This is a genomic window from Streptantibioticus cattleyicolor NRRL 8057 = DSM 46488, assembly GCF_000240165.1.
Classification (GTDB): domain Bacteria; phylum Actinomycetota; class Actinomycetes; order Streptomycetales; family Streptomycetaceae; genus Streptantibioticus; species Streptantibioticus cattleyicolor.
Genome location: NC_017586.1, coordinates 1,065,273 through 1,091,077 on the forward strand (window position 1 = coordinate 1,065,273; position 25,805 = coordinate 1,091,077).

The following is a 25,805-nucleotide window of genomic DNA, read 5'->3' on the forward strand; positions in this document are numbered from 1 at the left end:
CCCGGCTGACGTGGCCGCCGGTGACTCAGCGTGACGCGCGGGCCGCCGCCAGGAGTTCCTCGGCGTGCGCCCGGGCGGTGTCGGAGTCCTCCAGGCCGGCGAGCATCCGGGACAGCTCCCGGACCCGTTCCTCACCGTCCAGCGCCCGTACGCCGCTGCGGGTGACCGAGCCGTCGCTGGTCTTCTCCACCAGCAGCTGGCGGTCGGCGAACGCGGCCACCTGCGGCAGGTGGGTGACCACCACGACCTGGGCGGACTTCGCCAGCCGGGCGAGCCGGCGGCCCACCTCGACCGCGGCCTTGCCGCCCACCCCCGCGTCCACCTCGTCGAACAGGTAGGTCGGCACCGGATCGGAACCGGCGAAGACCACCTCCACCGCCAGCATCACCCGGGAGAGCTCACCGCCCGAGGCGCCCTTGGCGATCGGCCGGGGGGCGGCCCCGGGGTGCGGGGCCAGGTGGAGTTCGACCTCGTCCGCGCCGCTCGGACCGTAGGCCACGGTGCGCCCGTTCACCTCGATGCCCTCGGGGTCGTCGCTCTGCCCGATCGCCACGGTGATGCGGGCGTGCGGCATGGCCAGTTCGCCCAGTTCCGCGGTGACGGCGGCGGCGAACCGGTCGGCCGCCGCGGTACGCGCGTCGGTCACCGCCTGGGCCAGTTCGCCCAGTTCGGCGCGGAGCGCGTCGCGTTCGGCGGTCAGCGCCTCGATGCGCTCGTCGTCGCCCTCCAGTTCGGCGAGGCGGCCGGCGTTCTGCTCGGCCCAGGCCAGCACCGCGTCGATGTCGGCGCCGTACTTGCGGGTGAGCTGGGCGAGCACGGCACGCCGTTCCTCCACCGCGGCCAGCCGCAGCGGGTCGGCGTCCAGGTGGTCGGCGTAACCGGCGAGTTCACCGGCGACGTCGGTGAGCAGGATGCCGATCTCGCCGAGCCGGTCGGCCAGCGAGGCGAGCGCCGGGTCGTGCGCCCGTACCGCCTCCAGCGCGCGGGTGGCCCCGGCGACCAGGGTGGTCGCGTCCACCCCCTCCGGGTCCTCGGGGTCACCGGCGAGCGCGGTGTGCGCGGCGGCGGCGGCGGAGGCGAGCGCCTCGGCGTGGCCCAACCGCTCGGCCTCGGCGGCCAGTTCCACGTCCTCCCCCGGACGCGGCTCGGCGGCGCCGATCTCGCCCAGCCCGAACCGCAGCAGATCGGCCTCCTGGGCGCGCTCACGGGCCCGGGTGGTCAGCTCCTCCAGCTCCGCGGAGACCTCCCGCAGCCGCTGGTAGGCGGAGGCGTACTTGGCCAGCGGCACGGCGACCGCGTCCCCGGCGTACCGGTCGAGCGCCTTGCGCTGCCGGGCCGGGCGCAGCAGCCCCTGCTGGTCGGTCTGGCCGTGCACGGCGACCAGGTCGTCGGCGAGCTCCCCGAGCAGCGAGACGGGGACGGAACGGCCGCCGAGGTGGGCCCGGGAGCGCCCCTCGGCGGAGATGGTGCGGCTGACCAGCAGGGCGCCGTCGTCCAGCTCGGCACCGGCCTCCTCGGCCCGTACCGCCGCCGGGGAGTCGGCGCCGACCACGATCCGTCCCTCGACCACCGCCGACCTGGCCCCGTTGCGGACCAGCGTCGCGTCCGCCCGTCCGCCGAGCAGCAGCCCGAGGCTCGTGACGACCATGGTCTTGCCCGCGCCGGTCTCACCGGTCACCGCCGTGAACCCCGGGGACAGCTCGACCACTGCGTCCTCGATGACGCCCAAGGACCGTATCCGCATCTCCTCCAGCACGCCCCCGACGATAGCGGGTGCGGTGCGCCCGGGTTGCGCTGCGCCTTGGGTCACCGCCCGGACGGCGTCCCGGCGCGCTACCGGGGCGCGCCGCGCCAGCCGGCGACCGGCAGCGCGAACTTGGCCACCAGCCGGTCGGTGAACGAGGCGTGGTGCAGCCGGGCCAGCCGCACGGGGACCGCCCCGCGGCGCACCTCCACCCGGGCCCCGGCGGGCAACGGCACCGTACGGCGCCCGTCGCACCACAGCACACCGTGCGGCGTCTTGGGCTGCACCTCGACGGCGAGCACCGAGTTCGGGGAGGTCACCAGCGGCTTGGCGAAGAGCGCGTGGGCGCTGATCGGCACCATCAGCAGCGCCTCGACCTCCGGCCACACCACCGGGCCGCCCGCCGAGAAGGCGTACGCGGTGGAGCCGGTGGGGGTCGCGCAGACCACCCCGTCGCCGCCGAAGCCGGAGACCGGACGGCCGTCCACCTCGGTGACCACCTCCAGCATCCGCTCCCGGGCGGCCTTCTCCACCGACGCCTCGTTGAGCGCCCAGTCGGTGTGCACCACCCGTCCGTCCTCGCGGACCAGGACGTCGAGGGTCATCCGTTCCTCGACCTCGTAGGCGCGGGTGACCACCCGGTCGACCACCTTGTCCAGGTCGTCCCGCTCGGCCTCGGCGAGGAAGCCGACCCGCCCGAGGTTGACGCCGAGCATCGGCACCCCGGAGGCCCGGGCGAACTCGGCGCCGCGCAGCAGCGTCCCGTCGCCGCCGAGCACCACCAGCAGCTCGCAGCCGTCCACCACGTCCGGCCGCGGCTGGACCACGTCCACCGAGGCCGGCAACGTCAGGTCGACCGCCTCCTCGGCGAGGATGCGCACCCCTATCCCGCAGCGCAGCAGCCCCTGGACGACCCGTTCGGCGCTGCGCACCGCCGCCGCCCGGCCGGTGTGCGTCAGCAGGAAGACGGTGCGCTCACCGGCCGCCCCGCCCCTCGTCACATCCCGCGTCCCACCCGACGTACCACTCGATCCGCTCAACGGGGCCCCTCCGCTACGGCACGGTCGACATCCTCCGGGTCGAGTTCCGGCGCCCCGGCGCGCAGCCACAGAAAGTACTCGACGTTGCCCGACGGTCCGGGCAGCGGGCTGGCGGTCACCCCGAGGGCGCCCAGCCCCAGCTCCGCGGCCTGCGCCGCGACGTGGCGCACCGCCTCGGCACGCAACTGCGCGCTGCGCACCACGCCGCCGCTGCCCAGCCGTTCCTTGCCCACCTCGAACTGCGGCTTGACCATCAGCACCAGATCGGCGTCGGGGGCCGCGCACCGCACCAGCGCCGGCAGCACCAGCCCGAGCGAGATGAACGACAGGTCGCCCACCACCAGGTCGACCGGCTCGCCGCCGATCTGCTCCAAGGTCAGCTCGCGGACGTTGGTGCGGTCCTTGACCACCACCCGTTCGTCCTTCTGCAACGACCAGGCGAGCTGGCCGTAGCCGACGTCCACGGCCACCACGCGGGCGGCCCCGGCCCGCAGCAGCACGTCGGTGAAGCCGCCGGTGGAGGCGCCGGCGTCCAGGCAGAGCCGGCCCTGCACGGTCAGCCCCAGCGGCTCGAAGGCGGCGAGCGCGCCCGCCAGCTTGTGACCGCCGCGGGAGACGTAGTCCGGGTCGGTGTCGTCGGCCGCGACCACCAGCGCGGCGCTGGTCTCCACCTGGGTGGCGGCCTTGCCGGCCACGCCACCGCCTACGGTCACCCGGCCGGCCGCGATCAGTTGTGCGGCGTGCTCGCGGGAGCGGGCGAGTCCACGGCGGACCAGCTCCGCGTCGAGCCGTCGTCGTGCCACGTGCGGTTCAGCTCCTCATCGTTCGTGCGGGGTCCGGGCCGGTACGGGTGGCCCGGGTCGTCGGTCGAGGGCCGTCAGGCGTTCCCGCAGCCCCTGGTGGACATCCTCGTACACCGCCAGGTGCGCCTCGGTGGGCAGGGCGTCCGTCTCGGCCAGCCGGTCCAGCAACGCGTCCACCGCCGCCTCCCCGGTACGCGGCAGCGGTCCCGCGCTCCGCGCGGCCCTCTCCGGCCCACCAGGTGGCGCGGCTGCGCCGGGGACGGATCCGGCAGCCGGCGCGGACTCGTCCCGGAGCGCGGCCTCGGACGCCGCCGCCTTGACCGAGCCGACGGCCGCCACGGGCTCCCCCCGCGGCACGCCCGCACCGGGCCCGGCGGCAGACGGCACCGCAGGCCGAACTTCCCCACCGGCGGAACCGGCGACCGGCACGGACTCGTCCGGAAGCGCGGCCTCGGACGCCACCACCCCGGGCGGACCCCCGCCGACAGCCGAACCGACGGCCGCCACCGACTCCCCCCGCGGCACGCCCGCGCCGGGCCCGGCGGCAGACACCACCGCAGACCGAACGTCCCCACCGGCGGAACCGGCAACCGGCACGGACTCGTCCTGGAGCGCGGCGCCGGACGCCGTCGGCGCAACCGCTCCGGGCACCGGGTCACGCACCGGTGTCGCCTCCCGTCTTCTTACGGGGGGCGCGCTGTGCCTTCTTGGGCGGCGGGGCCGCGGTCAGGGGGGTGACCTTGCTGGTGGTGTGGCGGACGGTGGTCTTCTTGGCGGTGGTCTTCTTGGCCGTCGCCGGGGTCTTCTCGGCGGGAGCCGGGGTCGCGGCGGTGCCGGTGGCGGCCTTCTTCGCCGCCTTCTTCGCGACGGCGGCCTTCTTCGCCGGGGCGGCCTTCTTCTGCGGTGCCGTGGACTTCCGGGCGGCGGCGCGGGCCGCGGGGGCGAGGCCGCCCGGAGTGGCGGCGGTGTGCGTCTGCCGGGCGGCGGCGACCTTCTTGGCCGCGGTGGCCTTCTTGGCGGGGGCCGGTTTCCGTTCGGCCGGAGGCTCGGCCGCCGGCGGCGGCGTCTCGCGCGGCGCGGCGGGTTCCTCCCGCACCGGGACGCGTTCGCGCCGGGCGGCGGGCTCCTCGGCCGGCCGGGGCGGCTCGGGCGGCGGCTCGTCCTCCAGGCTGCGTACCCGGCGTTCCAGCGCCTCCAGCACCACCCCGACCTTGGTCACCTCGTCGGCGAGCCGGGAGACCCGGCCCATCGTCTTGTCGACCTCCTCGCGGATCAGGCCGACCAGCAGATCGCGGTTGGCCCGTCCGGAGGCGATCAGCTCGTCGGCGAGCACCTGCACCTCGGGCGGGATCCGCTCGCCGATCCTGCGCTGGACCTCGTGCACGGCGGGCCCGGCCTGGTCCGCCAGTTCCCGGGCGACCGTCGCGGCCCGCCGCCGGGTGGCCTCGGTCAGCCCGCCCGCGATCTGCAGACAGGTGCGCAACGCGTCACGCAATGCCCTCACTCCTCGCCTAGCCGTATCCGCCGTGTTACCGACGCTACCGCGTGCCCCCACCACGCGTTCGTACTCCGCCCCTGGCCGTCTGCCGGTGCCCACCGGGGCCCGGTGTACGGTCGAGCGGTGTCCGCGCGAGCGGTACGCGTCCCAGCGCTACGTACCGCGCGGGCCGACCGGGTACGCACCGGCGCGAGCGACGTACGCACCACGGAACAGGAGCAGCCCCACCGATGGCGTCCATCGAGGAGTGCCGCAGCGCGCTCGACCGGTTGTCGCAGAACCTCACCCGGGCGCAGGGCCCGGCCCGCGACGCGGCGGCCCTGGACCGCTCGCTGAGCTGCCGGATCACCGATCTGGACGTCACCTTCACCGGGCGCCTGGCGGCCGGGCGCGTCACCGGGGTCGAGGTGGTCCCCGGCCCGCCGGACGAACGCGCCCAGATCCGCCTGACCATGTCCGGCGACGACCTGGTGGACCTGGTGGACGGGCGGCTCGACTTCGCCAGGGCGTGGGCCACCGGACGGGTCAAGCTGGAGGCGGGCTTCCGCGACCTGATCCGGCTGCGCACGCTGTTGTGACGCGACGGCGCATGTTGTGTTGTGACCGCTGGCCCGTCACCACCCCAGCCGGGCCAGCGCCTTCTCCCCGTCCAGCCGCCCGGGCCCATCCCCGGCGGCCGTCCAGGCGGCGGCACACAGCGCCCTGAGCCCGTCGCAGGGGTCGCCGTCGCCCTCGACGCGCAGCGCGCCGCCGTCCGCGCCGGCCGACCAGCCGCCGCACCGGAAGCCGTCGCCGTGCGGGGTGACCGGCGGGTGCCCGGTGAGCAGTCCGCGCAGGTCGGCGGCGAGGTAGGTGGGCCGGTGCCGCGGCTCGGCGGCCAGCAGGTGCGCCGGGGTGGTGACCCCGGTCAGCACCAGCAGCGAGTCGACCTCGCCCACGTGGGCGCCCTCGATGTCGGTGTCGAGGCGGTCGCCGACCACCAGCGGACGCCGGGCGCCGGTGCGCAGGATGGTCTCACGGTGCATCGGCGGCTGCGGCTTGCCCGCCACCTGCGGATCGCCGCCGCCGGCCGCGATCCGGACCACCTCGACGGCCGCGCCGTTGCCCGGGGCGATGCCGCGCGGCCCGGGGATCGTCAGGTCGGTGTTGGAGGCGTACCAGGGCACCCCGCGGGCGACCGCGTACCCCGCCTCGGCCAGCCGCTCCCACGGCATCTTCGGGCCGCCGTAGCCCTGCACCACCGCCACCGGGTCGTCGTCCGCCGAGTCCACCGGCTCCAGGCCCTGCTCGCGCAGCGCGACCCGCAGCCCCTCACCGCCGATCGCCAGCACCAGCGAGCCGGGCGCCACCTGCTCCGCGATGAGCCGGGCCACCGCCTGCGCCGAGGTGACCACGTCCGACGCGTCGGCCGGCACGCCCAGCTCGGTCAGGTGCGCGGCGACCGCGTCCGGGGTGCGCAGCGCGTTGTTGGTGACGTACGCCAGCCGCATCCCCCCCTCCCGGGCCGCCCCGAGCGAGGACACGGCGTGCTCGATCGCCCGGCCGCCCGCGTACACCACCCCGTCCAGGTCGAGCAACGCCGTGTCGTACGCCTCGTGCAGCGGTTCCTCGCTGCCGCCCGGCCGGGTCCGCGCGTTCATCGCCGTACCGCTCCCATCGTCCGCCTCGCGTTCACCGCGCGAGCACTGTCACGTTCACTGCCGATACGCCCGAAAACACCGGGGACTTGGGCCGCTTCGGCCGTCGTCCCGGTGGCCGGACACCCCCACCGGACACATAGCATGCTCCGATGAGCACTCCAGGAGCCTCCCCCTGGCCATCCCAAGGGGACCCCCGGCAAGCGCGCGGCCTGCGGCTCGCGCCCTTCCGTGGACTGCGCTACGTCCCCGACCGGGTCGGCAGCCTGTCCGCGGTCACCTCGCCACCGTACGACGTCGTGGTCCGCCCCGACGGACTGGTACGGCTGGAGGACGCCGATCCGCACAACATCGTGCGGCTGATCCTCCCGCAGGACGGCGACCCGGCGGCCAGCCACGCCCGGGCCGCCCGCACCCTGCGCGACTGGCGGGAACGGGGCGTCCTCGCCCCCGACCCGGAGCCCGCGCTCTACGTGTACGAGCAGCGCGACGCGGCCGGCCTGGTGCAGCGCGGACTGATCGGCGCGCTGCGGCTGACCACCGCGGACGAGGGCGTGGTCCTCCCCCACGAGGACGTGATGCCGGCGCCGGTGGCCGACCGGGCCGGCCTGATGCGCGCCACCCGGGCCAACCTGGAACCGCTGCTGCTCGCCTACCGGGGAGACAGCCGGGGCGCCGCCGCCCGCACCGTGGAGGCGGCCGGCGACCAACCGCCGCTGCTCGCCACGACCACCGAGGACGGCACCCGCCACCGGCTGTGGGCGGTCACCGACCCGGCGCGGATCGCCGCCGTCGGCGCCGACCTGGCCACGCGCCAGGCGCTGATCGCCGACGGCCACCACCGCTGGGCCACCTACCTGCTGCTCCGCGCCGAGCAGCCCGCGCCCGGCCCGTGGGACCAGGGCCTGGTGCTGCTCGTGGACACCGCCCGCTACCCGCTGCGGGTCCGCGCCATCCACCGGGTGCTGCGCCGCCTCCCGGTGGCCGACGCGCTCGCCGCCCTGGGGGACGCCTGCCGGGTACGGCGGCTCGACGTGCCGCTGCCGGACGCGCTGGCCACGCTGGCCGAGGCGGCATCCGGCCCCGGCAACGCCTACCTGCTCGCCGGGGACGGCGCCTTCCACCTGGTCACCGAGGTCGCCGAGCGCCTCGTCGACGCGTGCGTGCGCCACGACCGCCCGGAACCGTGGCGCCGGCTCGACGCCACGGTCCTCCACCACGTGCTCATCGACCACCTGTGGCGGGTTCCGGACGCCCCCGAGCACGTCGGCTACGTCCACGACGCCCCGGCCGCCGTGGGGCAGGCCGAACGCCTGGGCGGCACCGCCGTGTTGATGCACCCGGTGCCGGAGGCGACGGTGCTCGAACTGGCCCGGCAGGGCGTGATGATGCCGCACAAGTCGACGTCGTTCGGCCCGAAGCCGGCGTCGGGGCTGGTGCTGCGCAGCCTGGATCTGGAGTGAGTCCGCGCTGACGGGTACGGCCCCGCCGGGGTGGCGGGGCCGTACGGTCGGCCGTCAGGCGTTGTCGGGACGGTTGTCGTCCTCTTCGGAGCGCTTGTCCGCGGGACGGTCGTCCTCGGGCCGTTCGTCTTCCGGCTTGGCGTCGTCGGCGGGGGCCGGCTCCTTGAACGGGTTGTCGAGGAACGCGGAGGGGTCGATCGGCTGCGCGGGGGCGGCCTCGGTGCCGGACTCCTCGGAGCCGGACTCCTCGGAGCCGGACTCCTCGGGGCGGGCGTCCTCGGCGAGGTCTTCCGCGTCCTCGGCGTCCTCCGCGTCCTCGGCCTCCGGGTCGAGGGCGTCCACGAAGTGCACGCCCTCCAGCTCGGCCAGCCGGTCGGAGGCGTCGGTGGCGCCGTTCTGGTCGGCCTCCAGCGCCTTGGCGAACCAGTCCCGCGCCTCGTCCTCGCGGCCCACCGCGACCAGCGCGTCGGCGTACGCGTAACGCAGCCGCGCGGTCCACGGGTGGACGGCGCTGGACGCCAGCTCCGGGCTCTGCAGGGTGACCACGGCCGCGTCGGCCTGACCCATGTCCCGCCGCGCGCCGGCCGCCACGAGCCGCATCTCCACCTGCCCGGCCCGGTCCAGCTTCTGCACCTCGGGCTCGCCGGCCATGGCCAGCGCCCGCTCCGGACGGCCCAGCCCGCGCTCGCAGTCGGCCATCACCGGCCACAACTCCACCGAACCGGTCATCCGCCGCGCCGCGCGGAACTCCGCCAGCGCCTCCGCGTACCGCTCGGTGGAGTACGCCGCGAAGCCCACCGCCTCACGCACCGCCGCCACCCGCGAAGCGAGCCGGAAGGCCACCTTGGCGTACGCGTACGCCTGCTCGGCCTCGGTGTCCAGCAGCCGCGCCACCATCACCAGGTTGCGGGCCACGTCCTCGGCGAGCGTCTTCGGCAGCGACTGCAACTCCTGCCGGACGCTCTTGTCCAGCTCCTGGCCGGTCACGTCCTCCGGGATCGGCAGCCGCTTGACCGGCTCGCGCTGCTCCTCACGCGCATCCTCCCGGCCACCCCGCCCCCGACCACGGTCGCGGTCCCGGTCGCGGCTCTCGAACCGCCCCCGCCCCGGCCCGGCCGGACGACGGTCCCCCCGGCCCCGGTCGTCACGGCGGTCGTCACGCGGGCGGTCTTCGCGCGGACGGTCGTAACGGGGACGCTCATCCCGGCGGTCATCGCGCCGGAAGCCACCCCGTTCGTCGTCCCGACGCGGACGGTCGTAACGCGGCCGGTCGTCCCGGCGGAAGCCGCCCCGGTCGTCCCGACGGTCGTCACGCGGCCGGTCATCACGGGGACGGTCGTGGCGCGGACGGTCGTCACGCCGGTCGTCCCGACGGAAGCCACCACGGTCATCACGCCGGTCATCGCGGGGACGGTCGTAACGGGGACGCTCGTCGCGGCGGAAACCACCACGGTCATCCCGACGGTCATCACGCGGGCGCTCGTCGCGGCGGTCTTCGCGGGGACGGTCGTAATGGGGACGCTCGTCACGCCGGTCGTCCCGGCGGAAGCCGCCCCGGTCGTCGTTGCGACGGGGGCCACCGGTACGGAAATCGCGGCGCCCGCCGACGCCGGCGTTCCGGTCCCTGCGCTCGGGCCTATCCGAGCGGCCCTCGGACGAGTTGGACATCGACGTGACTCCTTGGATCGTGCTGCTGTAGTGCCAGTCTCCCGTATTCGTCGGGAGAACGCGCATCGGCGGGGGGTGGGCAAACGAAAAGGACCCTCGGTCCCGGCGCTCAGGCCGGGACCGAGGGTCCATAAAGATAGTTCGGCGGCGTCCTACTCTCCCACGAGGTCCCCCTCGCAGTACCATCGGCGCTGAAAGGCTTAGCTTCCGGGTTCGGAATGTGACCGGGCGTTTCCCTAACGCTATAACCACCGAAACACCATCGGGCCGTCCCGTCGGAACGAGACACAGGCGAGGTGCCAGCGAACGAGCACACTTTTCAGTTGACTGCCGTCCCGGCCAGACCGAGGCGGTTGTAACCGATTCACCGGTGCGATGGTTCGCAACCCGGGAACCGCATAGTGGACGCGTGCAGCTATGGACAAGCCCTCGGCCTATTAGTACCGGTCAACTCCACCAGTCACCTGGCTTCCATATCCGGCCTATCAACCCAGTCGTCTACTGGGAGCCTTACCCCATCAAGTGGGTGGGAGCCCTCATCTCGAAGCACGCTTCCCGCTTAGATGCTTTCAGCGGTTATCCCTCCCGAACGTAGCCAACCAGCCATGCCCTTGGCAGAACAACTGGCACACCAGAGGTCCGTCCGTCCCGGTCCTCTCGTACTAGGGACAGCCCTTCTCAAGACTCCTACGCGCACAGCGGATAGGGACCGAACTGTCTCACGACGTTCTAAACCCAGCTCGCGTACCGCTTTAATGGGCGAACAGCCCAACCCTTGGGACCGACTCCAGCCCCAGGATGCGACGAGCCGACATCGAGGTGCCAAACCATCCCGTCGATATGGACTCTTGGGGAAGATCAGCCTGTTATCCCCGGGGTACCTTTTATCCGTTGAGCGACGGCGCTTCCACAAGCCACCGCCGGATCACTAGTCCCAGCTTTCGCTCCTGCTCGACCCGTCAGTCTCACAGTCAAGCTCCCTTGTGCACTTACACTCAACACCTGATTGCCAACCAGGCTGAGGGAACCTTTGGGCGCCTCCGTTACCCTTTAGGAGGCAACCGCCCCAGTTAAACTACCCATCAGACACTGTCCCTGATCCGGATCACGGACCCAGGTTAGACATCCAGCACGACCAGAGTGGTATTTCAACAACGACTCCACCCAAGCTGGCGCCTGAGCTTCACAGTCTCCCACCTATCCTACACAAGCCGAACCGAACACCAATATCAAACTGTAGTAAAGGTCCCGGGGTCTTTCCGTCCTGCTGCGCGAAACGAGCATCTTTACTCGTAATGCAATTTCACCGGGCCTATGGTTGAGACAGTCGAGAAGTCGTTACGCCATTCGTGCAGGTCGGAACTTACCCGACAAGGAATTTCGCTACCTTAGGATGGTTATAGTTACCACCGCCGTTTACTGGCGCTTAAGTTCTCAGCTTCGCCCTGACGAATCAGAGCTAACCGGTCCCCTTAACGTTCCAGCACCGGGCAGGCGTCAGTCCGTATACATCGCCTTACGGCTTCGCACGGACCTGTGTTTTTAGTAAACAGTCGCTTCTCGCTGGTCTCTGCGGCCACCCCCAGCTCACCGTGCACGACGGATCACCAGGAATGGCCCCCCTTCTCCCGAAGTTACGGGGGCATTTTGCCGAGTTCCTTAACCATAGTTCACCCGAACGCCTCGGTATTCTCTACCTGACCACCTGAGTCGGTTTAGGGTACGGGCCGCAACAGCACTCACTAGAGGCTTTTCTCGACAGCATAGGATCATCCACTTCACCACAATCGGCTCGGCATCAGGTCTCAGACTATGTGTCATACGGATTTGCCTGCATGACGTCCTACACCCTTACCCCGGGACAACCACCGCCCGGGCTGGACTACCTTCCTGCGTCACCCCATCGCTCACCTACTACCACGTTGGACCGGCGGCTCCACCACTCCCCCTCACTCCGAAGAGATCAGAGGCGGCTTCACGGCCTTAGCATTCGAGGATTCAGCGTTGGCGCACTGCCACGGGTACCGGAATATCAACCGGTTGTCCATCGACTACGCCTGTCGGCCTCGCCTTAGGTCCCGACTTACCCTGGGCAGATCAGCTTGACCCAGGAACCCTTAGTCAATCGGCGCAAGAGTTTCCCACTCTTGTATCGCTACTCATGCCTGCATTCTCACTCGTGAACCGTCCACAACTACCTTCCGGCGCTGCTTCACCCGGCACACGACGCTCCCCTACCCACCCACACCCTCGTTGGAGGTATTGTGTGAGTGACACGACTTCGGCGGTGTACTTGAGCCCCGCTACATTGTCGGCGCGGAATCACTTGACCAGTGAGCTATTACGCACTCTTTCAAGGATGGCTGCTTCTAAGCCAACCTCCTGGTTGTCTCTGCGACTCCACATCCTTTCCCACTTAGCACACGCTTAGGGGCCTTAGTCGATGCTCTGGGCTGTTTCCCTCTCGACCATGGAGCTTATCCCCCACAGTCTCACTGCCGCGCTCTCACTTACCGGCATTCGGAGTTTGGCTAAGGTCAGTAACCCGGTAGGGCCCATCGCCTATCCAGTGCTCTACCTCCGGCAAGAAACACACGACGCTGCACCTAAATGCATTTCGGGGAGAACCAGCTATCACGGAGTTTGATTGGCCTTTCACCCCTAACCACAGGTCATCCCCCAGGTTTTCAACCCTGGTGGGTTCGGGCCTCCACGAAGTCTTACCTCCGCTTCACCCTGCCCATGGCTAGATCACTCCGCTTCGGGTCTTGAGCGCGCGACTGACTCGCCCTGTTCGGACTCGCTTTCGCTACGGCTACCCCACACGGGTTAACCTCGCCACGCACCGCAAACTCGCAGGCTCATTCTTCAAAAGGCACGCAGTCACGACCGCCAAGCAAAACCTGACGGCGACGCTCCCACGGCTTGTAGGCACACGGTTTCAGGTACTATTTCACTCCGCTCCCGCGGTACTTTTCACCATTCCCTCACGGTACTATCCGCTATCGGTCACCAGGGAATATTTAGGCTTAGCGGGTGGTCCCGCCAGATTCACACGGGATTTCTCGGGCCCCGTGCTACTTGGGTGGCTCTCAAGCAAGCCGCTGATGTTTCGACTACGGGGGTCTTACCCTCTACGCCGGGCCTTTCGCATGCCCTTCGCCTACACCAACGGTTTATAACTCGCCGACCGGCCGGCAGACCGGTCAAGAAAGCTCCCACAACCCCGCCTGCGCAACCCCTGCCGGGTATCACACACAAACGGTTTGGCCTCATCCGGTTTCGCTCGCCACTACTCCCGGAATCACGGTTGTTTTCTCTTCCTGCGGGTACTGAGATGTTTCACTTCCCCGCGTTCCCTCCACACTGCCTATGTGTTCAGCAGTAGGTGACAGCCCATGACGACTGCCGGGTTTCCCCATTCGGACACCCCCGGATCACAGCTCGGTTGACAGCTCCCCGGGGCCTATCGCGGCCTCCCACGTCCTTCATCGGTTCCTGGTGCCAAGGCATCCACCGTGCGCCCTTAAAAACTTGGCCACAGATGCTCGCGTCCACTATGCAGTTCTCAAGCAACGACCCATCCCCCACACCCAACACCTCACGGCGCCTTCGGCGAGACCGGTCTCCATGTCCGAGGGGACTCATCGTTCCCTCAGGACCCAACAGCGTGCCCGACACCACCCCGCTCAAGGCCCACGTTCCACGCCGAAGCAGTACTAGTGCCCATCACAAGGACATGCCGAATAGTCAACGTTCCACCCATGAGCAACCGTGCGAGACACTCGCTCGCATCCGGCTATGTGCTCCTTAGAAAGGAGGTGATCCAGCCGCACCTTCCGGTACGGCTACCTTGTTACGACTTCGTCCCAATCGCCAGTCCCACCTTCGACAGCTCCCTCCCACAAGGGGTTGGGCCACCGGCTTCGGGTGTTACCGACTTTCGTGACGTGACGGGCGGTGTGTACAAGGCCCGGGAACGTATTCACCGCAGCAATGCTGATCTGCGATTACTAGAGACTCCGACTTCATGGGGTCGAGTTGCAGACCCCAATCCGAACTGAGACCGGCTTTTTGAGATTCGCTCCACCTCACGGTATCGCAGCTCATTGTACCGGCCATTGTAGCACGTGTGCAGCCCAAGACATAAGGGGCATGATGACTTGACGTCGTCCCCACCTTCCTCCGAGTTGACCCCGGCAGTCTCCCGTGAGTCCCCATCACCCCGAAGGGCATGCTGGCAACACAGGACAAGGGTTGCGCTCGTTGCGGGACTTAACCCAACATCTCACGACACGAGCTGACGACAGCCATGCACCACCTGTACACCGACCACAAGGGGGCCCCCGTCTCCAGGGTTTTCCGGTGTATGTCAAGCCTTGGTAAGGTTCTTCGCGTTGCGTCGAATTAAGCCACATGCTCCGCCTCTTGTGCGGGCCCCCGTCAATTCCTTTGAGTTTTAGCCTTGCGGCCGTACTCCCCAGGCGGGGAACTTAATGCGTTAGCTGCGGCACGGACAACGTGGAATGTCGCCCACACCTAGTTCCCAACGTTTACGGCGTGGACTACCAGGGTATCTAATCCTGTTCGCTCCCCACGCTTTCGCTCCTCAGCGTCAGTATCGGCCCAGAGATCCGCCTTCGCCACCGGTGTTCCTCCTGATATCTGCGCATTTCACCGCTACACCAGGAATTCCGATCTCCCCTACCGAACTCTAGCCTGCCCGTATCGAATGCAGACCCGGGGTTGAGCCCCGGGCTTTCACATCCGACGCGACAAGCCGCCTACGAGCTCTTTACGCCCAATAATTCCGGACAACGCTCGCACCCTACGTATTACCGCGGCTGCTGGCACGTAGTTAGCCGGTGCTTCTTCTGCAGGTACCGTCACTTGCGCTTCTTCCCTGCTGAAAGAGGTTTACAACCCGAAGGCCGTCATCCCTCACGCGGCGTCGCTGCATCAGGCTTTCGCCCATTGTGCAATATTCCCCACTGCTGCCTCCCGTAGGAGTCTGGGCCGTGTCTCAGTCCCAGTGTGGCCGGTCGCCCTCTCAGGCCGGCTACCCGTCGTCGCCTTGGTAGGCCATTACCCCACCAACAAGCTGATAGGCCGCGGGCTCATCCTGCACCGCCGGAACTTTCCACCCCAGGGCATGCGCCCTAAGGTCGTATCCGGTATTAGCCCCGGTTTCCCGGAGTTATCCCAGAGTGCAGGGCAGATTGCCCACGTGTTACTCACCCGTTCGCCACTAATCCACCCCGAAGGGCTTCATCGTTCGACTTGCATGTGTTAAGCACGCCGCCAGCGTTCGTCCTGAGCCAGGATCAAACTCTCCGTGAATGCTTCCGGGCTATCCCGGTGACACAGTCACGAGAGCGGCACGGGCCGGAGGAATAATCCGGTCCGTGCACAGCGTCCTCGCTGTGTTTTCTTCAAAGGAACCTCATCCATCCAGGCCGTCAGGCCCGGCGGACGGGGTATCAACATATCTGGCGTTGACTTTTGGCACGCTGTTGAGTTCTCAAGGAACGGAAGCTTCCTTCGTTGCCGTTTCCGGCCCCTCCGGGCTTTCCCTTCGTTGTCCCCAGCTTATCAGATCCTTTCGGACCCGATTCCCGCTGGCGGGGTTTTGCCTTTTTGGCCTTTCGGCCCTTCCAGCGTGTCCACCACGTTACACCCGAATTTCTCGACAAGGAAATTCGACCCTGTCGGGAGCGAGTTCAGTAGTGGTTATGCCGAGTGACGAGGTGCCTGTGGACGTGGTCCACCGCATGGCCCTCAGCCCCCAGCGGCTTAGCCACGTTAGGCGGTGGACGGGCCGGAGTCAAGTCTCGTCCGGCCCGTCCACGTTGCCGCAGGTCAGGGCGTTGCTCGGCGGTGTCGCGTCAGTCGCGGACGACCTCGACGGCGGCCAGGTTGCGCTTGCCGCGGCGCAGCACCAGCCACTTGCCGTGCAGCAGGTCGGCCTCGCCCGGGATCTCGTCCTCGCCGGCGACCTTCGCGTTGTTCACGTAGGCACCGCCCTCCTTGACCGTGCGGCGCCCGGCGGACTTGCTCGGTACCAGGCCGGTCTCGGCGAGCAGGTCGACGACCGGGGCGAGGGCCGGCACCTTGGCGTAGGGCAGCTCGGCGAGGGCCGCGGCCAGCGTCCGCTCGTCCAGGGCGGCCAGGTCTCCCTGGCCGAAGAGCGCCTGCGAGGCGGCGATCACCGCGGCGGTCTGGTCGGCGCCGTGCACCAGGGTGGTCAGCTCCTCGGCGAGCGCCCGCTGGGCGGCCCGGGCCTGCGGGCGCTCGGCGGTGGCCCGCTCCAGCTCCTCGATCTCCTCGCGGTCGCGGAAGCTGAAGGTGCGCAGGTAGCGGGTGACGTCGCGGTCGTCGGTGTTGAGCCAGAACTGGTAGAAGGCGTAGGGCGTGGTCAGCTCGGGGTCGAGCCAGACCGCGCCGCCCTCGGTCTTGCCGAACTTGGTGCCGTCCGCCTTGGTCAGCAGGTTCTGGGTGAGGGCGTGCGCCGGGCCGTGCGGCTGGTTGGATCGCATCCGGCGGATCAGGTCGAGGCCGGCGGTGATGTTGCCCCACTGGTCGCTGCCGCCGATCTGGAGCGTGCAGCCGTACCGCTGGTACAGCTCCACGTAGTCCAGCGCCTGGAGGATCACGTAGCTGAACTCTGTGTAGCTCATGCCCTCGCCGTCGAGGCGGGTCTTGACCGTCTCGCGGGAGAGCATCGAGTTGACGCTGAAGTGCTTGCCGAGGTCGCGCAGGAAGGAGAGCGCGGAGATGCCGGCCGTCCACTCGTAGTTGTTGGCCATGATCGCCTGGCCGGGACCCGGGGTGTCGAAGTCCAGGAAGGCGGAGAGCTGGCCGCGCAGCCTGCCGACCCACTCCTCGACGGTGGCGGCGGCGTTGAGCTGGCGCTCGGCGCTGGGCTTGGGGTCGCCGATCAGTCCGGTGGCGCCGCCGACCAGGGCGATCGGCCGGTGCCCGGCGAGCTGGAAGCGGCGCAGCGCGATGATCTGCGTGAGGTGGCCGACGTGCAGGCTGGCCGCGGTGGGGTCGAAGCCGCAATACAGCGTGACGGGGCCGTCCGCGAGCGCCTTGCGCAGGGCTTCTTCGTCGGTGGTCTGGGCGAGGACTCCCCGCCACCGCAGCTCGTCGACGATGTCCGTCACGGTGTCTCGTTTCTCCCTCTTCGGGTACGCCCTCCGCCGCGCCGATCGCGGTGCCGGGCGTACCTCGTCACTACAGACAGCTTGTCCGAGGGTACGCGGTCCGGGCCGGCGGTTACCGCCTGCGGCGGGGCGCGTGGGCACGGTACGGGCTGACGGTGGGGTCGCCGTCGATCCAGAAGCGCCACGGGTGGGCCGCGCCCTCGCCGCCGACCCCGGTGCGCGGGCCGTTGCGTACCGCCCCGGGGGACGCCGGGGTTCCGGTGAGCACCCGGAAGGGCGAGTCGGCGGGGGCGGCGGGGCAGACGTCGGCGCCGTCGAGCGCGCGGTCGATGCCGAGCGCGGTGGCCAGCCGGGCCGGACCCTGGGCGAGGTCGGCGGGGCGGCGGGAGCTGGGGCGGCGCTTGGCGGCCAGGTCGGCGCCGGCCACGATCTCCCCGGCCCGCAGCAGCACGCCGCCGGCGGTGCCCTCCGGGCAGCACACCAGGTTCATGCAGTGCCACATCCCGTAGGTGAAGTACACGTAGGCGTGACCGGGCGGGCCGAACATGACGGCGTTGCGCGCGGTGCGGCCTCGGTAGGCGTGCGAGCCGGGGTCCGCGGTGCCGGCGTACGCCTCGACCTCGGTGAGCCGTACCTCGACGGGACCGTCGGGGGTGTCGCGGACGAGGACGCGGCCGAGCAGGTCGGGTGCCACGTCGAGCACCGGGCGGTCGAAGAAGGCACGGGGCAGCGGGGTGCGGTCGGTAGCCGAGGTCATGTGGTCCGAGCGTACCGGGCGGGCCGATCGCGCACGGTGCCGATCACGTTCCCGGTCGATCACGTTCTAGGGTGGCGGACGAACCATCAGGCGCGATGAGGAGGCAGCCAGGTGACCGAGCGCAAGAGGCGACCGCTCCCCCACGACTTCCACCCGCCGGTGCCGTCGTTCACCGTGGTGAGCGACGACGTCCGGGACGGCGGCACGCTGCCGGACGCCCAGGTGTACGCCAAGGGCAACACCTCGCCGCATCTGCGGTGGGACGGGTTTCCGGCCGGGACCAGGAGCTTCGCGGTGACGTGCTACGACCCGGACGCGCCGACCGGCAGCGGGTTCTGGCACTGGTCGGTCTTCGACATCCCGGCCTCGGTGACCGAGTTGCCGGCCGGGGCGGGGTCGGGGGACTTCGCGGGGCTGCCGCGGGGCGCGGTCCAGGTGCGCAACGACTACGGCACCCAGGACTTCGGCGGTGCGGCGCCGCCGCCCGGTGACGGTCCGCACCGCTACGTCTTCACGGTCTACGCGGTGGACGAGGAGAAGCTGGGGCCGGACGCGTCGGCGACGCCCGCGGTGGTCGGGTTCAACCTGCGGTTCCACACGATCGGCCGGGCGCAGCTGATCGCGGAGTACGAGGTGCCCGCCGAGGGCTGAGCGCCTCGGCCGGGCCGCGGTGCGGCCGTGCGGGCCGGTACGCCTCCGTCGGGCGGAAAACGCGTTGCGCGGGGGGTGTTGGGGCCGCACAGTGGTGGTGGCCGGCGGCCTTCCTGGTCACCGGCGACCGGCACCGCAGTGGCGGGGACGGCCCGGCGTGCTTGCCGTGGCCTTCCGCCGGAGCCTTGGCATGGTCCGGGTGACCGCGCCGGTCGCCGGATGCCCCGGGTGTCTCGCTGTATGGACGGGGGACGAGCACCCGGGGCGTTGTCATGTCTGCCTGCGCAACCTCCCGATCGCCAATCCCCGTGCCCAGCGGGCTCGTTGGGCGAAATTGCGTTGTCGCGCGTGATCGGCACGGTCACAGTGGTGCCACCCCGCCACGGGGGCGGGGCGGACCCGGAGGTGGGCGCGATGCGCGAGGCGTTGGTGCTGAACGCGAGTTACGAGCCGTTGTCGACGGTCTCGCCGCGGCGTGCGGTGGTGCTGGTGATGCAGGGCAAGGCCGTGGTGGAGCAGGCGCATCCGGGGTTGCGGCTGCGGTCGGCGGCGGTCGAGGTGGAGGTGCCCCGGGTGATCAGACTGAGCCGTTACGTCCGGGTGCCGTTCCGACAACGGGCGCCGTGGTCGCGGCGCGGGGTGCTGGCCAGGGACCGGCACCGGTGCGCGTACTGCGGGCGCCGGGCGACCACGGTGGACCACGTGGTGCCGAGGTCGCGGGGCGGCCAGGACACCTGGCTGAACACGGTGGCGGCTTGCGCGGCCGATAATCACCGTAAAGCGGACCGCACCCCGGAGCAGGCCGGGATGCGGTTGCTGATCAGGCCGTTCGAGCCGACGCCGGCGGACGCGCTGCTGCTGGCGGTGGGCCGGGGCTGAGGTGCCCGGGGCGGGCGTCAGTCCTTGTCGAGGCTGGGGCTCTCGCGGCGCGGGGCGACCACGGTGCCGTTGCCGCCACCGCTGTTGCCGCCGGTGGGCGGGGCGAAGTTGCCGATGGCGCCGCCGAGTCCCTTGAGGGCGTCGCCGAGTTCGCTGGGGACGATCCACAGCTTGTTGGCGTCGCCCTCGGCGATCTTGGGGAGCATCTGGAGGTACTGGTAGGCGAGGAGCTTCTGGTCCGGGTCGCCGGCGTGGATGGACTCGAAGACGGTGCGGATGGCCTGGGCCTCGCCCTCCGCCTTGAGCGCGGCGGCCTTGGCCTCACCTTCGGCGCGCAGGATGGCGGAGGCCTTCTCACCTTCGGCGGTGAGGATCTGGGACTGCCGGATGCCTTCGGCGGTGAGGATGGCGGCGCGCTTGTCACGGTCGGCGCGCATCTGCTTCTCCATCGAGTCCTGGATGGAGGTGGGCGGTTCGATCGCCTTCAGCTCGACGCGGTTGACGCGGATGCCCCACTTGCCGGTGGCCTCGTCCAGCACGCCGCGCAGCGCCGCGTTGATCTCCTCACGGGAGGTCAGGGTGCGTTCCAGGTCCATGCCGCCGATGATGTTGCGCAGGGTGGTGACGGTGAGCTGCTCGATCGCCTGGATGTAGCTGGCGACCTCGTAGGTGGCGGCCCGGGCGTCGGTGACCTGGTAGTAGATGACGGTGTCGATGTTGACCACCAGGTTGTCCTGGGTGATCACCGGCTGCGGCGGGAAGGGGACGACCTGTTCGCGCAGGTCGATGCGGTTTCGGATGCGGTCGATGAAGGGCACCACGATGTTCAGGCCGGCGCTGAGGGTGCGCGTGTAGCGGCCGAACCGCTCCACGATGGCCGCGCTGGCCTGCGGGATGACCTGCACCGTCCTGATGAGTGCGATGAAGACCAGCACCACCAGGATGACCAGCACGATGATGATGGGTGTCACGACCACTCCCCGGACGACGCGCGGCTTTCCGACTGTTCGATGATCAAGTCTGGCAGAGTCCCGACCCGGCGTGCGGCGGGTTGCGGGGATTGCTCCGCCCCGGCCGCCCGGGTGTGCCGGTCACATCACGACCGCGGTCGCCCCCTCGATGTCGACCACGTCCACCTCTTCGCCGGCCTCGTAGACCCGACCGGTGTCCAGGGCGCGGGCCGACCAGATCTCGCCGGCCAGCTTGATGCGTCCGGCGTGCTGGTCGACGCGTTCCACCACCAGGGCCGAACGCCCCTTGAGCGCGTCGATTCCGGTGCGCAGCCGGGGCGGGGTGGCGCGGTGGCGCAGCGCGATGCCGCGGACCACGCCGACCAGGGCGACGGAGACGGCGAGGAAGACCACGGTCTGCAGGACGACTCCGCCGCCGAGGCCGGAGGTGGCCGCGGCGGCGGCTCCGCCGATGGCGAGCATGCCGAGTTCGGGCAACGTCGTGATCACCATGGCGATGCCCAGCGCCGCGGCGGCGACCAGCCACCACATCCATGCCTCCACACCGCCATCGTAGGGGCGCGGGGCCCGGCAGCACAGGGGCGCACGGATGTGGCGTCGGGTCAGACCAGGGGCAGGCCCTGCGCGGTCCAGCGGTCGCCGCGGCGTTCCACGACGAGCGGCAGGCCGAAGCAGTGGGAGAGGTTGCGGGAGGTCAGTTCCAGGTCGATGGGGCCGGCGGCGACCACCTTGCCCTGACGGATCATCAGGACGTGGGTGAAGCCGGGGGCGATCTCCTCGACGTGGTGGGTGACCATGATCATGGCCGGGGCGATGGGGTCGCGGGCGAGGCGGCCGAGGCGGCGCACCAGGTCCTCGCGTCCGCCGAGGTCGAGGCCGGCCGCCGGCTCGTCCAGCAGGAGCAGTTCGGGGTCGGTCATGATGGCGCGGGCGATCAGGGTGCGCTTGCGTTCGCCCTCGGAGAGGGTGCCGAAGCGGCGGTCGGCGTACTCGGCCATGCCGAGCCGGTCCAGGATCAGCCGGGCGCGGTGCTCGTCGGAGGTGTCGTACTTCTCCCGCCAGTGGGCGGTCATGCCGTAGGCGGCGGTGAGCACGGTCTCCAGCACGGTCTGCCGGCGCGGCATCTTCTCGGCCATGGCGATGCCGGCCATGCCGATGCGCGGGCGCAGGTCGAACACGTCGACGCTGCCCAGCTTCTCACCGAGGACGACGGCGGTGCCGGTGGTCGGGAAGAGGTAGCTGGAGGCGACGTTGAGCAGCGTGGTCTTGCCGGCGCCGTTGGGGCCGAGGATCACCCAGCGCTCACCCTCGGCGACCGACCAGGAGACCCGCTCGACCAGAGCCCGGCCGTCGCGGACCACGGATACGTCCACCAGCTCCAGTACATCGCTCATGAGCGCGTTGTCTCCCCATGCGTTTTCGGTCGGTACTCGGTCGGTACTCGTGCGTACGTGGCGTTCGGCGCGACGCGGGTAGGTCGCGGAAGCGCACCAGGGAAAACCTACGCCACGCGCCGAGCGGCTCACTCCATAGGCTGGGGGGATGCTTCGAGAACCTCGTTCAGGACGCCTGGCGGCGTGGGGAAATGCCCTGCTTGGAGGATTTGTCGCACCTGATGACGCGGTGCAGGAGATCACCGGGGGTGACGCGGTTCACCGGATCACCGGGCTGCCCGGGGAGCCGGACGCGGTGGGGCTGGCGTACGGGCTCGGCCGGTTGCGGGCGCTGGGGGTGACGGGGCTGCGGGTGGCCCTGCCGACGCCGGGGCATCCGCTGGGGCTCAGCGGGCCGCCGGAGTTCAACGAGGTGGCGCTGGCGGCGGGTGAGGCGGTGCTCACCGAGGTGGCCCGGGGTCCGGGGGCGGCGGCGCCGCTGGGTCTGGTGCCTTCGGTCACCGAGGCCGGCCCGGCCCCGGACGACCTGCACGTGGAGGTGGTCTGGCGCTGCTCCCCGGTGCGGGACGCGCCGCCGGCCGACGTGCCGTCGCTGGGCGAGGCGGAACAGGAGTTGGCGGAGGCGATGCGGGAGGCCACGGCGGCGCTCGCCCGGCTGGACGTGGCGGGGGCGGGGCCGGCCGCGCGGGCGGCGCTGGAGGCGTACCGGGCCCGGGCCGGACGCGGCCGGGAGGTGCTGGCCCCCGGGTACCCGCCGCGGGCCATCCGGGTGCTCGAACTCGCCCAGCGGGTGGCCGCGTTGACGCAGATCGCGCGGGGCGACGAGGCGGACGCGGAGCACGGTGCCGCCGTCAGCGCCTCGGAGATCGCGGCCCGGGCCGCCGTGCTGCGTCCGGTGGAGCGCACCGCCCGCCGCGCCCAGGTGGCCGCGTACAACGCCTACGTGGAGCACTCCGCCCGGCGCTGAGCCGGTGGCGCGGTCCCGGACCCGGACACGGCAAGGCCCCGCGGGCGGTGCGCTCGCGGGGCCTTGGCGACGCCGCAGGTGTCAGTCGTCCCAGCCGCCACGGCCGTGCCCGTATCCACCGCGCTCGTGGTGCTCGCTCACGTGGTCGTAACCGCGCTCGCGGTCCTCTTCGCGGACGATCGGGCCGTTGACGCAGTTGTTGCCGAACGCCGGGTTGAGGATGCCGATGATGTCCACGGTCAGGCCGCAGGCGTTGATCGGGATGTCGATCGGGACCTGGACGACGTTGCCGGAGATCACGCCCGGGGAGTTGACCGCCGCGCCCTTGGCGATGGAGCCGCTCTCCACCTTGGTGCGGTGGCTGCTGTAGTAGTGGTGGTGGTGGACGTGGTGGTGTTCCTCTTCGTGCGCGAAGGCGTTGCCGGCGGTGGTGCCCGCCGCGAACCCGGCCGCAACGAGGACCAGGGCGGCCTTCTTGGCAGTGTTCATGGGAAGTGCTCCTCTTGTGATCCGGTGACCCCTGCCGCGGGGTCACACGGTGCCAACGCCCGATCGCGTCCGATGACACGGCAATCAGCCGCGATACCTCCGGACGGCGCAATGCCGGGGTACGCGGTGGTGTGACACCGGTGAGGAAGCCGACCCAAGGGGGCCGGCCCCGGATGTGGTCTCCGGGGCCGGCCGGCTACGGGCACGCCGCGCGGGTACGGACCGCGCGATGCGCCCGCGGCAAAGGCCCGGCCGACGGCTCAGTCGTTGTGGCAGACGTTGCCGAAGGCGGGGTTGAGGATGCCGACGACGCTGATGCTGTCGCCGCAGACGTTGACCGGCACGTGGACCGGCACCTGCACGGTGTTGCCCGAGGCGACGCCCGGCGACTGCACGGCCTTGCCCCGCGCGTCGGCGTCGTGGGCGGAGGCCACGCCGGCACCGGCGGCGGCGATACCGGCCGACAGGGCGGTGACGACGAGGGCCTTCTTCAGGTTCTTCACTTCTTCGATCCTCCTAGCGACGCGCTCCGCGGCACGTCGCCGCGGGCACGCCATGGAGAACGTCCGACGATCGGCCCGGTTGCGCCGATCGGGCGACATACACCCGACGGTATGAATCTCACTCCGGAAGAAGACGTTCCGCTTCGGCTCCGGACCCCTTGGCCCCCCGCGTCAGCCGCCGACCCCGTGGCGTACCGCCCACAGCGCGGCCTGGGTGCGGTCGGCCAGGTCGAGCTTCATGAGGATGTTGGAGACGTGGGTCTTGACGGTCTTCTCGGAGAGCACCAGGGCGCGGGCGATCTCCCGGTTGGAGCGGCCGTCGGCGATGAGGCCGAGCACCTCGCGCTCGCGGTCGGTGAGGGCGCCGCCGCGGCCGGTGCCGCCGCCGGTCTCCTCCCGGGTCAGCAACGCCTCGGCCACCTCGGGCTGGAGGACGACGTGGCCGGCGTGGACCGAACGGATCGCCCCGGCCAGCGCGTCGGGGTCGACGTCCTTGTAGACGTACCCGGCGGCCCCGGCCCGCATCGCCGGGACCACGGTGCGCTGCTCGGTGAAGCTGGTGACCACCAGCACCCGCGACGCGCTGCCCAGCTCCCGCAGCTTGCGCAGCGCCGTGATGCCGTCGGTGCCGGGCATCTTGACGTCCATCAGGACGACGTCGGGGCGCAACTCCTGGGCCAGGCGCACCCCTTCGTCGCCGTCCGACGCCTCGCCGGCCACCTCGATGTCGTCCTGGACCTCCAGGAACGTCCGCAGGCCGCGGCGGACCACCTGGTGGTCGTCGACCAGCAGCACCCGGATCTTGTGTCCCTCAGCCACCGGGCACCTCCATTTCGACGACGGTGCCCTTGCCGGGCTCGGACTCCACGACGAGGCCGCCGCCCACCCCGGCCGCCCGGTCGCGCATGGACACCAGGCCCAGGTGGCGGCCGGCCCGGCGCACCGCCGAGGGGTCGAAGCCCCGGCCGTCGTCGGATATCCGCAGGCGGGCGCCCTTGCCGTGGCCTTCGAGCAGCACCTCGACGGTGGTGGCGTCGGCGTGCCGCAGCGCGTTGTGCAGCGCCTCCTGGAAGACCCGCAGCACCGCCTCCTCCTGGGCCGGCGGCAGCGCCCGTACCCCGCGGGAGGTGAAGGCGATGGTGGCGGGGTGGGCGCGGCCGAGCACCTGGGCCTGGGTGCGCAAGGTGGCCACCAGGCCGTGCTCCTCCAGGGCGGCCGGGCGCAACTCGACGACCACGTCCCGCAGTTCGTCGGTGGCCTCGGCGGCGAGCCGGGCCACCTGGCGCATCTCCTCCTTGGCGCGGGCCGGGTCGCGGTCGACGAGGGCGGCGGCGGCCTGGGCGGTGAGCCGCAGCGAGAAGAGCTTCTGGTTGACCGCGTCGTGCAACTCGTGGGCGATACGGGCCCGTTCGGCGGCGATGGTCAGCTCCCGGCCGCGTTCGTAGAGCCGGGCGTTGGTCAGGGCGATGGCGGCGTGGGCGGCGAGGATGCGCAGCACCGCCTCGTCCTCCTCGTCGAAGGCGCAGCCGCCGCCGGGCGCCGGGCAGTTCTTGTTGGCCAGGAAGATCGCGCCGAGCACCTCGTCGCCGTCGACGATGGGCACGCCGAGGAAGTCGGCCAGCTCGGGGTGGGCGGCGGGCCAGCCGCCGAAGCGGGGGTCGCGGCGGACGTCGGCGAGGCGCTGCGTGGTGGCCTCCTGGAGCATCACCGCGAGGATGCCGTGCTGCCGGGGCAGCGGGCCGATCGCCTTCCACTGCTCGTCGCTGACGCCGTCGACCACGAACTGCGCGAAGCCCCCGTGGTCGTCGGGGACGCCGAGTGCCGCGTAGCGCACGTCGAGCAGCCGGCGGGCGGAGGCGACGATGGTCTGGAGGACCTCGCGCACCTCCAGGTGGCGGCTCATCGCGAGCACCGCCGCGCTGACCGCCTCGATACCGGCTCGCCCGGAGTACGCGCCGGGCGGCGCCGGGTGGGACCCGTTGGACATGTGTTCACGGTAGCCGGGCGGTACGACACCCGGCATCCGCCCGGGGTCGGGGGCCACCCGGGACCGGGGGTTTAGGCCCAAGTGCCCACCGGGTCCCAGGTCCGCGGGCCGAGGCGGGGCGGAGCGGGGCGTTCCTACGGTGGGGGCCGTGCGCCGGGCGACGGGCCCGGCGACGGCGGTGCGAGGAG

22 protein-coding genes and 3 rRNA genes are annotated in these 25,805 nt (G+C 70.9%); 5 read left to right on the top strand and 20 right to left on the bottom strand.

Annotated elements, in window-relative coordinates; genetic code table 11:
- Positions 1-25: 25 nt before the first annotated feature.
- From recN to SCATT_RS04490, 5 genes are all read right to left on the bottom strand, one after another.
- Positions 26-1,744, bottom strand: a complete 1,719-nt coding sequence (recN, locus tag SCATT_RS04470) for a DNA repair protein RecN (protein ID WP_041825014.1) — start codon at positions 1,742-1,744, stop codon at positions 26-28.
- A gap of 89 nt (positions 1,745-1,833) precedes the next feature.
- Positions 1,834-2,745 carry an NAD kinase gene (locus tag SCATT_RS04475; RefSeq protein WP_014141743.1) on the bottom strand — a complete coding sequence of 304 codons (912 nt, stop codon included), beginning with the start codon at positions 2,743-2,745 and terminating at the stop codon, positions 1,834-1,836.
- A 35-nt stretch (positions 2,746-2,780) separates the two neighbouring features.
- Complete coding sequence (locus SCATT_RS04480; RefSeq protein WP_014141744.1) at positions 2,781-3,587, bottom strand: TlyA family RNA methyltransferase; 807 nt, start codon at positions 3,585-3,587, stop codon at positions 2,781-2,783.
- A 15-nt stretch (positions 3,588-3,602) separates the two neighbouring features.
- Positions 3,603-3,926 (bottom strand): hypothetical protein, encoded by a 324-nt coding sequence (locus tag SCATT_RS04485; protein WP_014627493.1) that lies wholly within the window; start codon positions 3,924-3,926, stop codon positions 3,603-3,605.
- Positions 3,927-4,242: 316 nt separating this feature from the next.
- Positions 4,243-5,082 carry a hypothetical protein gene (locus SCATT_RS04490; protein ID WP_014141746.1) on the bottom strand — a complete coding sequence of 280 codons (840 nt, stop codon included), beginning with the start codon at positions 5,080-5,082 and terminating at the stop codon, positions 4,243-4,245.
- Between the two features lie 233 nt (positions 5,083-5,315).
- On the opposite strand from SCATT_RS04490, the gene SCATT_RS04495 reads away from it, so the two are divergent.
- Entirely contained in the window at positions 5,316-5,663 is a 348-nt protein-coding gene (locus tag SCATT_RS04495) for an SCP2 sterol-binding domain-containing protein (RefSeq protein WP_014141747.1), read from the top strand.
- A 36-nt stretch (positions 5,664-5,699) separates the two neighbouring features.
- Here SCATT_RS04495 and SCATT_RS04500 read toward each other — a convergent pair whose 3' ends face one another.
- The gene (locus tag SCATT_RS04500) at positions 5,700-6,725 is read right to left on the bottom strand and encodes an HAD hydrolase-like protein (protein ID WP_014141748.1); all 1,026 of its coding nucleotides are present in this window, start codon (positions 6,723-6,725) and stop codon (positions 5,700-5,702) included.
- A 149-nt stretch (positions 6,726-6,874) separates the two neighbouring features.
- On the opposite strand from SCATT_RS04500, the gene SCATT_RS04505 reads away from it, so the two are divergent.
- Positions 6,875-8,185, top strand: a complete 1,311-nt coding sequence (locus tag SCATT_RS04505; protein WP_014141749.1) for a DUF1015 family protein — start codon at positions 6,875-6,877, stop codon at positions 8,183-8,185.
- Positions 8,186-8,239: 54 nt separating this feature from the next.
- Here SCATT_RS04505 and SCATT_RS37655 read toward each other — a convergent pair whose 3' ends face one another.
- The 7 genes from SCATT_RS37655 to SCATT_RS04535 all read right to left on the bottom strand — a co-directional run bounded on the left by SCATT_RS37655 (position 8,240) and on the right by SCATT_RS04535 (position 17,776).
- Positions 8,240-9,190, bottom strand: coding sequence for a tetratricopeptide repeat protein (locus SCATT_RS37655; protein ID WP_050990291.1), 951 nt, complete (start codon positions 9,188-9,190; stop codon positions 8,240-8,242).
- Positions 9,169-9,714: a hypothetical protein gene (locus tag SCATT_RS37660; protein ID WP_086010085.1), complete on the bottom strand. Its 546-nt coding sequence runs from the start codon at positions 9,712-9,714 to the stop codon at positions 9,169-9,171. The genes SCATT_RS37655 and SCATT_RS37660 overlap by 22 nt, the downstream gene beginning before the upstream one ends.
- A gap of 278 nt (positions 9,715-9,992) precedes the next feature.
- Positions 9,993-10,109 (bottom strand): 5S ribosomal RNA (rrf, locus tag SCATT_RS04515).
- A 161-nt stretch (positions 10,110-10,270) separates the two neighbouring features.
- A 23S ribosomal RNA gene (locus SCATT_RS04520) occupies positions 10,271-13,393 on the bottom strand.
- A 274-nt stretch (positions 13,394-13,667) separates the two neighbouring features.
- Positions 13,668-15,193 (bottom strand): 16S ribosomal RNA (locus tag SCATT_RS04525).
- Together the 16S, 23S and 5S rRNA genes form the textbook arrangement of a ribosomal RNA operon.
- Before the next feature lie 545 nt (positions 15,194-15,738).
- Complete coding sequence (gene tyrS, locus SCATT_RS04530; protein ID WP_014141750.1) at positions 15,739-17,019, bottom strand: tyrosine--tRNA ligase; 1,281 nt, start codon at positions 17,017-17,019, stop codon at positions 15,739-15,741.
- 112 nt (positions 17,020-17,131) lie between these two features.
- On the bottom strand, positions 17,132-17,776 hold the full coding sequence (locus SCATT_RS04535; RefSeq protein WP_014141751.1) for a DNA-3-methyladenine glycosylase: 645 nt from the start codon (positions 17,774-17,776) through the stop codon (positions 17,132-17,134).
- Between the two features lie 111 nt (positions 17,777-17,887).
- Here SCATT_RS04535 and SCATT_RS04540 point away from each other — a divergent pair, with 111 nt between their 5' ends.
- Both SCATT_RS04540 and SCATT_RS04545 read left to right on the top strand, forming a co-directional pair.
- Positions 17,888-18,427 (top strand): YbhB/YbcL family Raf kinase inhibitor-like protein, encoded by a 540-nt coding sequence (locus SCATT_RS04540; protein ID WP_014141752.1) that lies wholly within the window; start codon positions 17,888-17,890, stop codon positions 18,425-18,427.
- 414 nt (positions 18,428-18,841) lie between these two features.
- Positions 18,842-19,306: an HNH endonuclease gene (locus SCATT_RS04545; protein ID WP_014141753.1), complete on the top strand. Its 465-nt coding sequence runs from the start codon at positions 18,842-18,844 to the stop codon at positions 19,304-19,306.
- 17 nt (positions 19,307-19,323) lie between these two features.
- Here the strand turns inward: SCATT_RS04545 and SCATT_RS04550 are convergent, their stop codons facing one another.
- The 3 genes from SCATT_RS04550 to SCATT_RS04560 form a co-directional block, all read right to left on the bottom strand.
- A complete protein-coding gene (locus SCATT_RS04550) occupies positions 19,324-20,277 on the bottom strand; it encodes an SPFH domain-containing protein (protein WP_014141754.1) in 954 nt (317 codons plus the stop codon).
- Positions 20,278-20,397: 120 nt separating this feature from the next.
- Positions 20,398-20,808: an NfeD family protein gene (locus tag SCATT_RS04555; protein ID WP_014141755.1), complete on the bottom strand. Its 411-nt coding sequence runs from the start codon at positions 20,806-20,808 to the stop codon at positions 20,398-20,400.
- A gap of 71 nt (positions 20,809-20,879) precedes the next feature.
- Positions 20,880-21,671 (bottom strand): ABC transporter ATP-binding protein, encoded by a 792-nt coding sequence (locus tag SCATT_RS04560; protein WP_014141756.1) that lies wholly within the window; start codon positions 21,669-21,671, stop codon positions 20,880-20,882.
- Between the two features lie 148 nt (positions 21,672-21,819).
- Between SCATT_RS04560 and SCATT_RS04565 the strand changes: the two genes are divergently transcribed.
- The gene (locus SCATT_RS04565; RefSeq protein WP_014627498.1) at positions 21,820-22,638 is read left to right on the top strand and encodes a hypothetical protein; all 819 of its coding nucleotides are present in this window, start codon (positions 21,820-21,822) and stop codon (positions 22,636-22,638) included.
- Positions 22,639-22,719: 81 nt separating this feature from the next.
- On the opposite strand, the gene SCATT_RS04570 is transcribed toward SCATT_RS04565, so the two are convergent.
- From SCATT_RS04570 to SCATT_RS04585, 4 genes are all read right to left on the bottom strand, one after another.
- A complete protein-coding gene (locus tag SCATT_RS04570; protein ID WP_014141758.1) occupies positions 22,720-23,127 on the bottom strand; it encodes a chaplin in 408 nt (135 codons plus the stop codon).
- 260 nt (positions 23,128-23,387) lie between these two features.
- Complete coding sequence (locus SCATT_RS04575; RefSeq protein WP_014141759.1) at positions 23,388-23,630, bottom strand: chaplin; 243 nt, start codon at positions 23,628-23,630, stop codon at positions 23,388-23,390.
- A 171-nt stretch (positions 23,631-23,801) separates the two neighbouring features.
- A complete protein-coding gene (locus SCATT_RS04580; RefSeq protein ID WP_014141760.1) occupies positions 23,802-24,449 on the bottom strand; it encodes a response regulator in 648 nt (215 codons plus the stop codon).
- The gene (locus tag SCATT_RS04585) at positions 24,442-25,617 is read right to left on the bottom strand and encodes a GAF domain-containing sensor histidine kinase (protein WP_014141761.1); all 1,176 of its coding nucleotides are present in this window, start codon (positions 25,615-25,617) and stop codon (positions 24,442-24,444) included. The genes SCATT_RS04580 and SCATT_RS04585 overlap by 8 nt, the downstream gene beginning before the upstream one ends.
- Positions 25,618-25,805 lie beyond the last annotated feature (188 nt).

Bases quoted from the DNA above. Each gene is read 5' to 3' on its own strand.
- SCATT_RS04545 (WP_014141753.1), top strand. From the start codon at position 18,842: ATGCGCGAGGCGTTGGTGCTGAACGCGAGTTACGAGCCGTTGTCGACG.
- SCATT_RS04565 (WP_014627498.1), top strand. From the start codon at position 21,820: ATGCTTCGAGAACCTCGTTCAGGACGCCTGGCGGCGTGGGGAAATGCC.
- recN (WP_041825014.1), bottom strand. From the start codon at position 1,744: ATGCGGATACGGTCCTTGGGCGTCATCGAGGACGCAGTGGTCGAGCTG.
- SCATT_RS04585 (WP_014141761.1), bottom strand. From the start codon at position 25,617: ATGTCCAACGGGTCCCACCCGGCGCCGCCCGGCGCGTACTCCGGGCGA.
- SCATT_RS04495 (WP_014141747.1), top strand. From the start codon at position 5,316: ATGGCGTCCATCGAGGAGTGCCGCAGCGCGCTCGACCGGTTGTCGCAG.
- SCATT_RS04505 (WP_014141749.1), top strand. From the start codon at position 6,875: ATGAGCACTCCAGGAGCCTCCCCCTGGCCATCCCAAGGGGACCCCCGG.
- SCATT_RS04555 (WP_014141755.1), bottom strand. From the start codon at position 20,808: ATGTGGTGGCTGGTCGCCGCCGCGGCGCTGGGCATCGCCATGGTGATC.
- SCATT_RS04560 (WP_014141756.1), bottom strand. From the start codon at position 21,671: ATGAGCGATGTACTGGAGCTGGTGGACGTATCCGTGGTCCGCGACGGC.
- SCATT_RS04500 (WP_014141748.1), bottom strand. From the start codon at position 6,725: ATGAACGCGCGGACCCGGCCGGGCGGCAGCGAGGAACCGCTGCACGAG.
- SCATT_RS04535 (WP_014141751.1), bottom strand. From the start codon at position 17,776: ATGACCTCGGCTACCGACCGCACCCCGCTGCCCCGTGCCTTCTTCGAC.
- SCATT_RS04570 (WP_014141758.1), bottom strand. From the start codon at position 23,127: ATGAACACTGCCAAGAAGGCCGCCCTGGTCCTCGTTGCGGCCGGGTTC.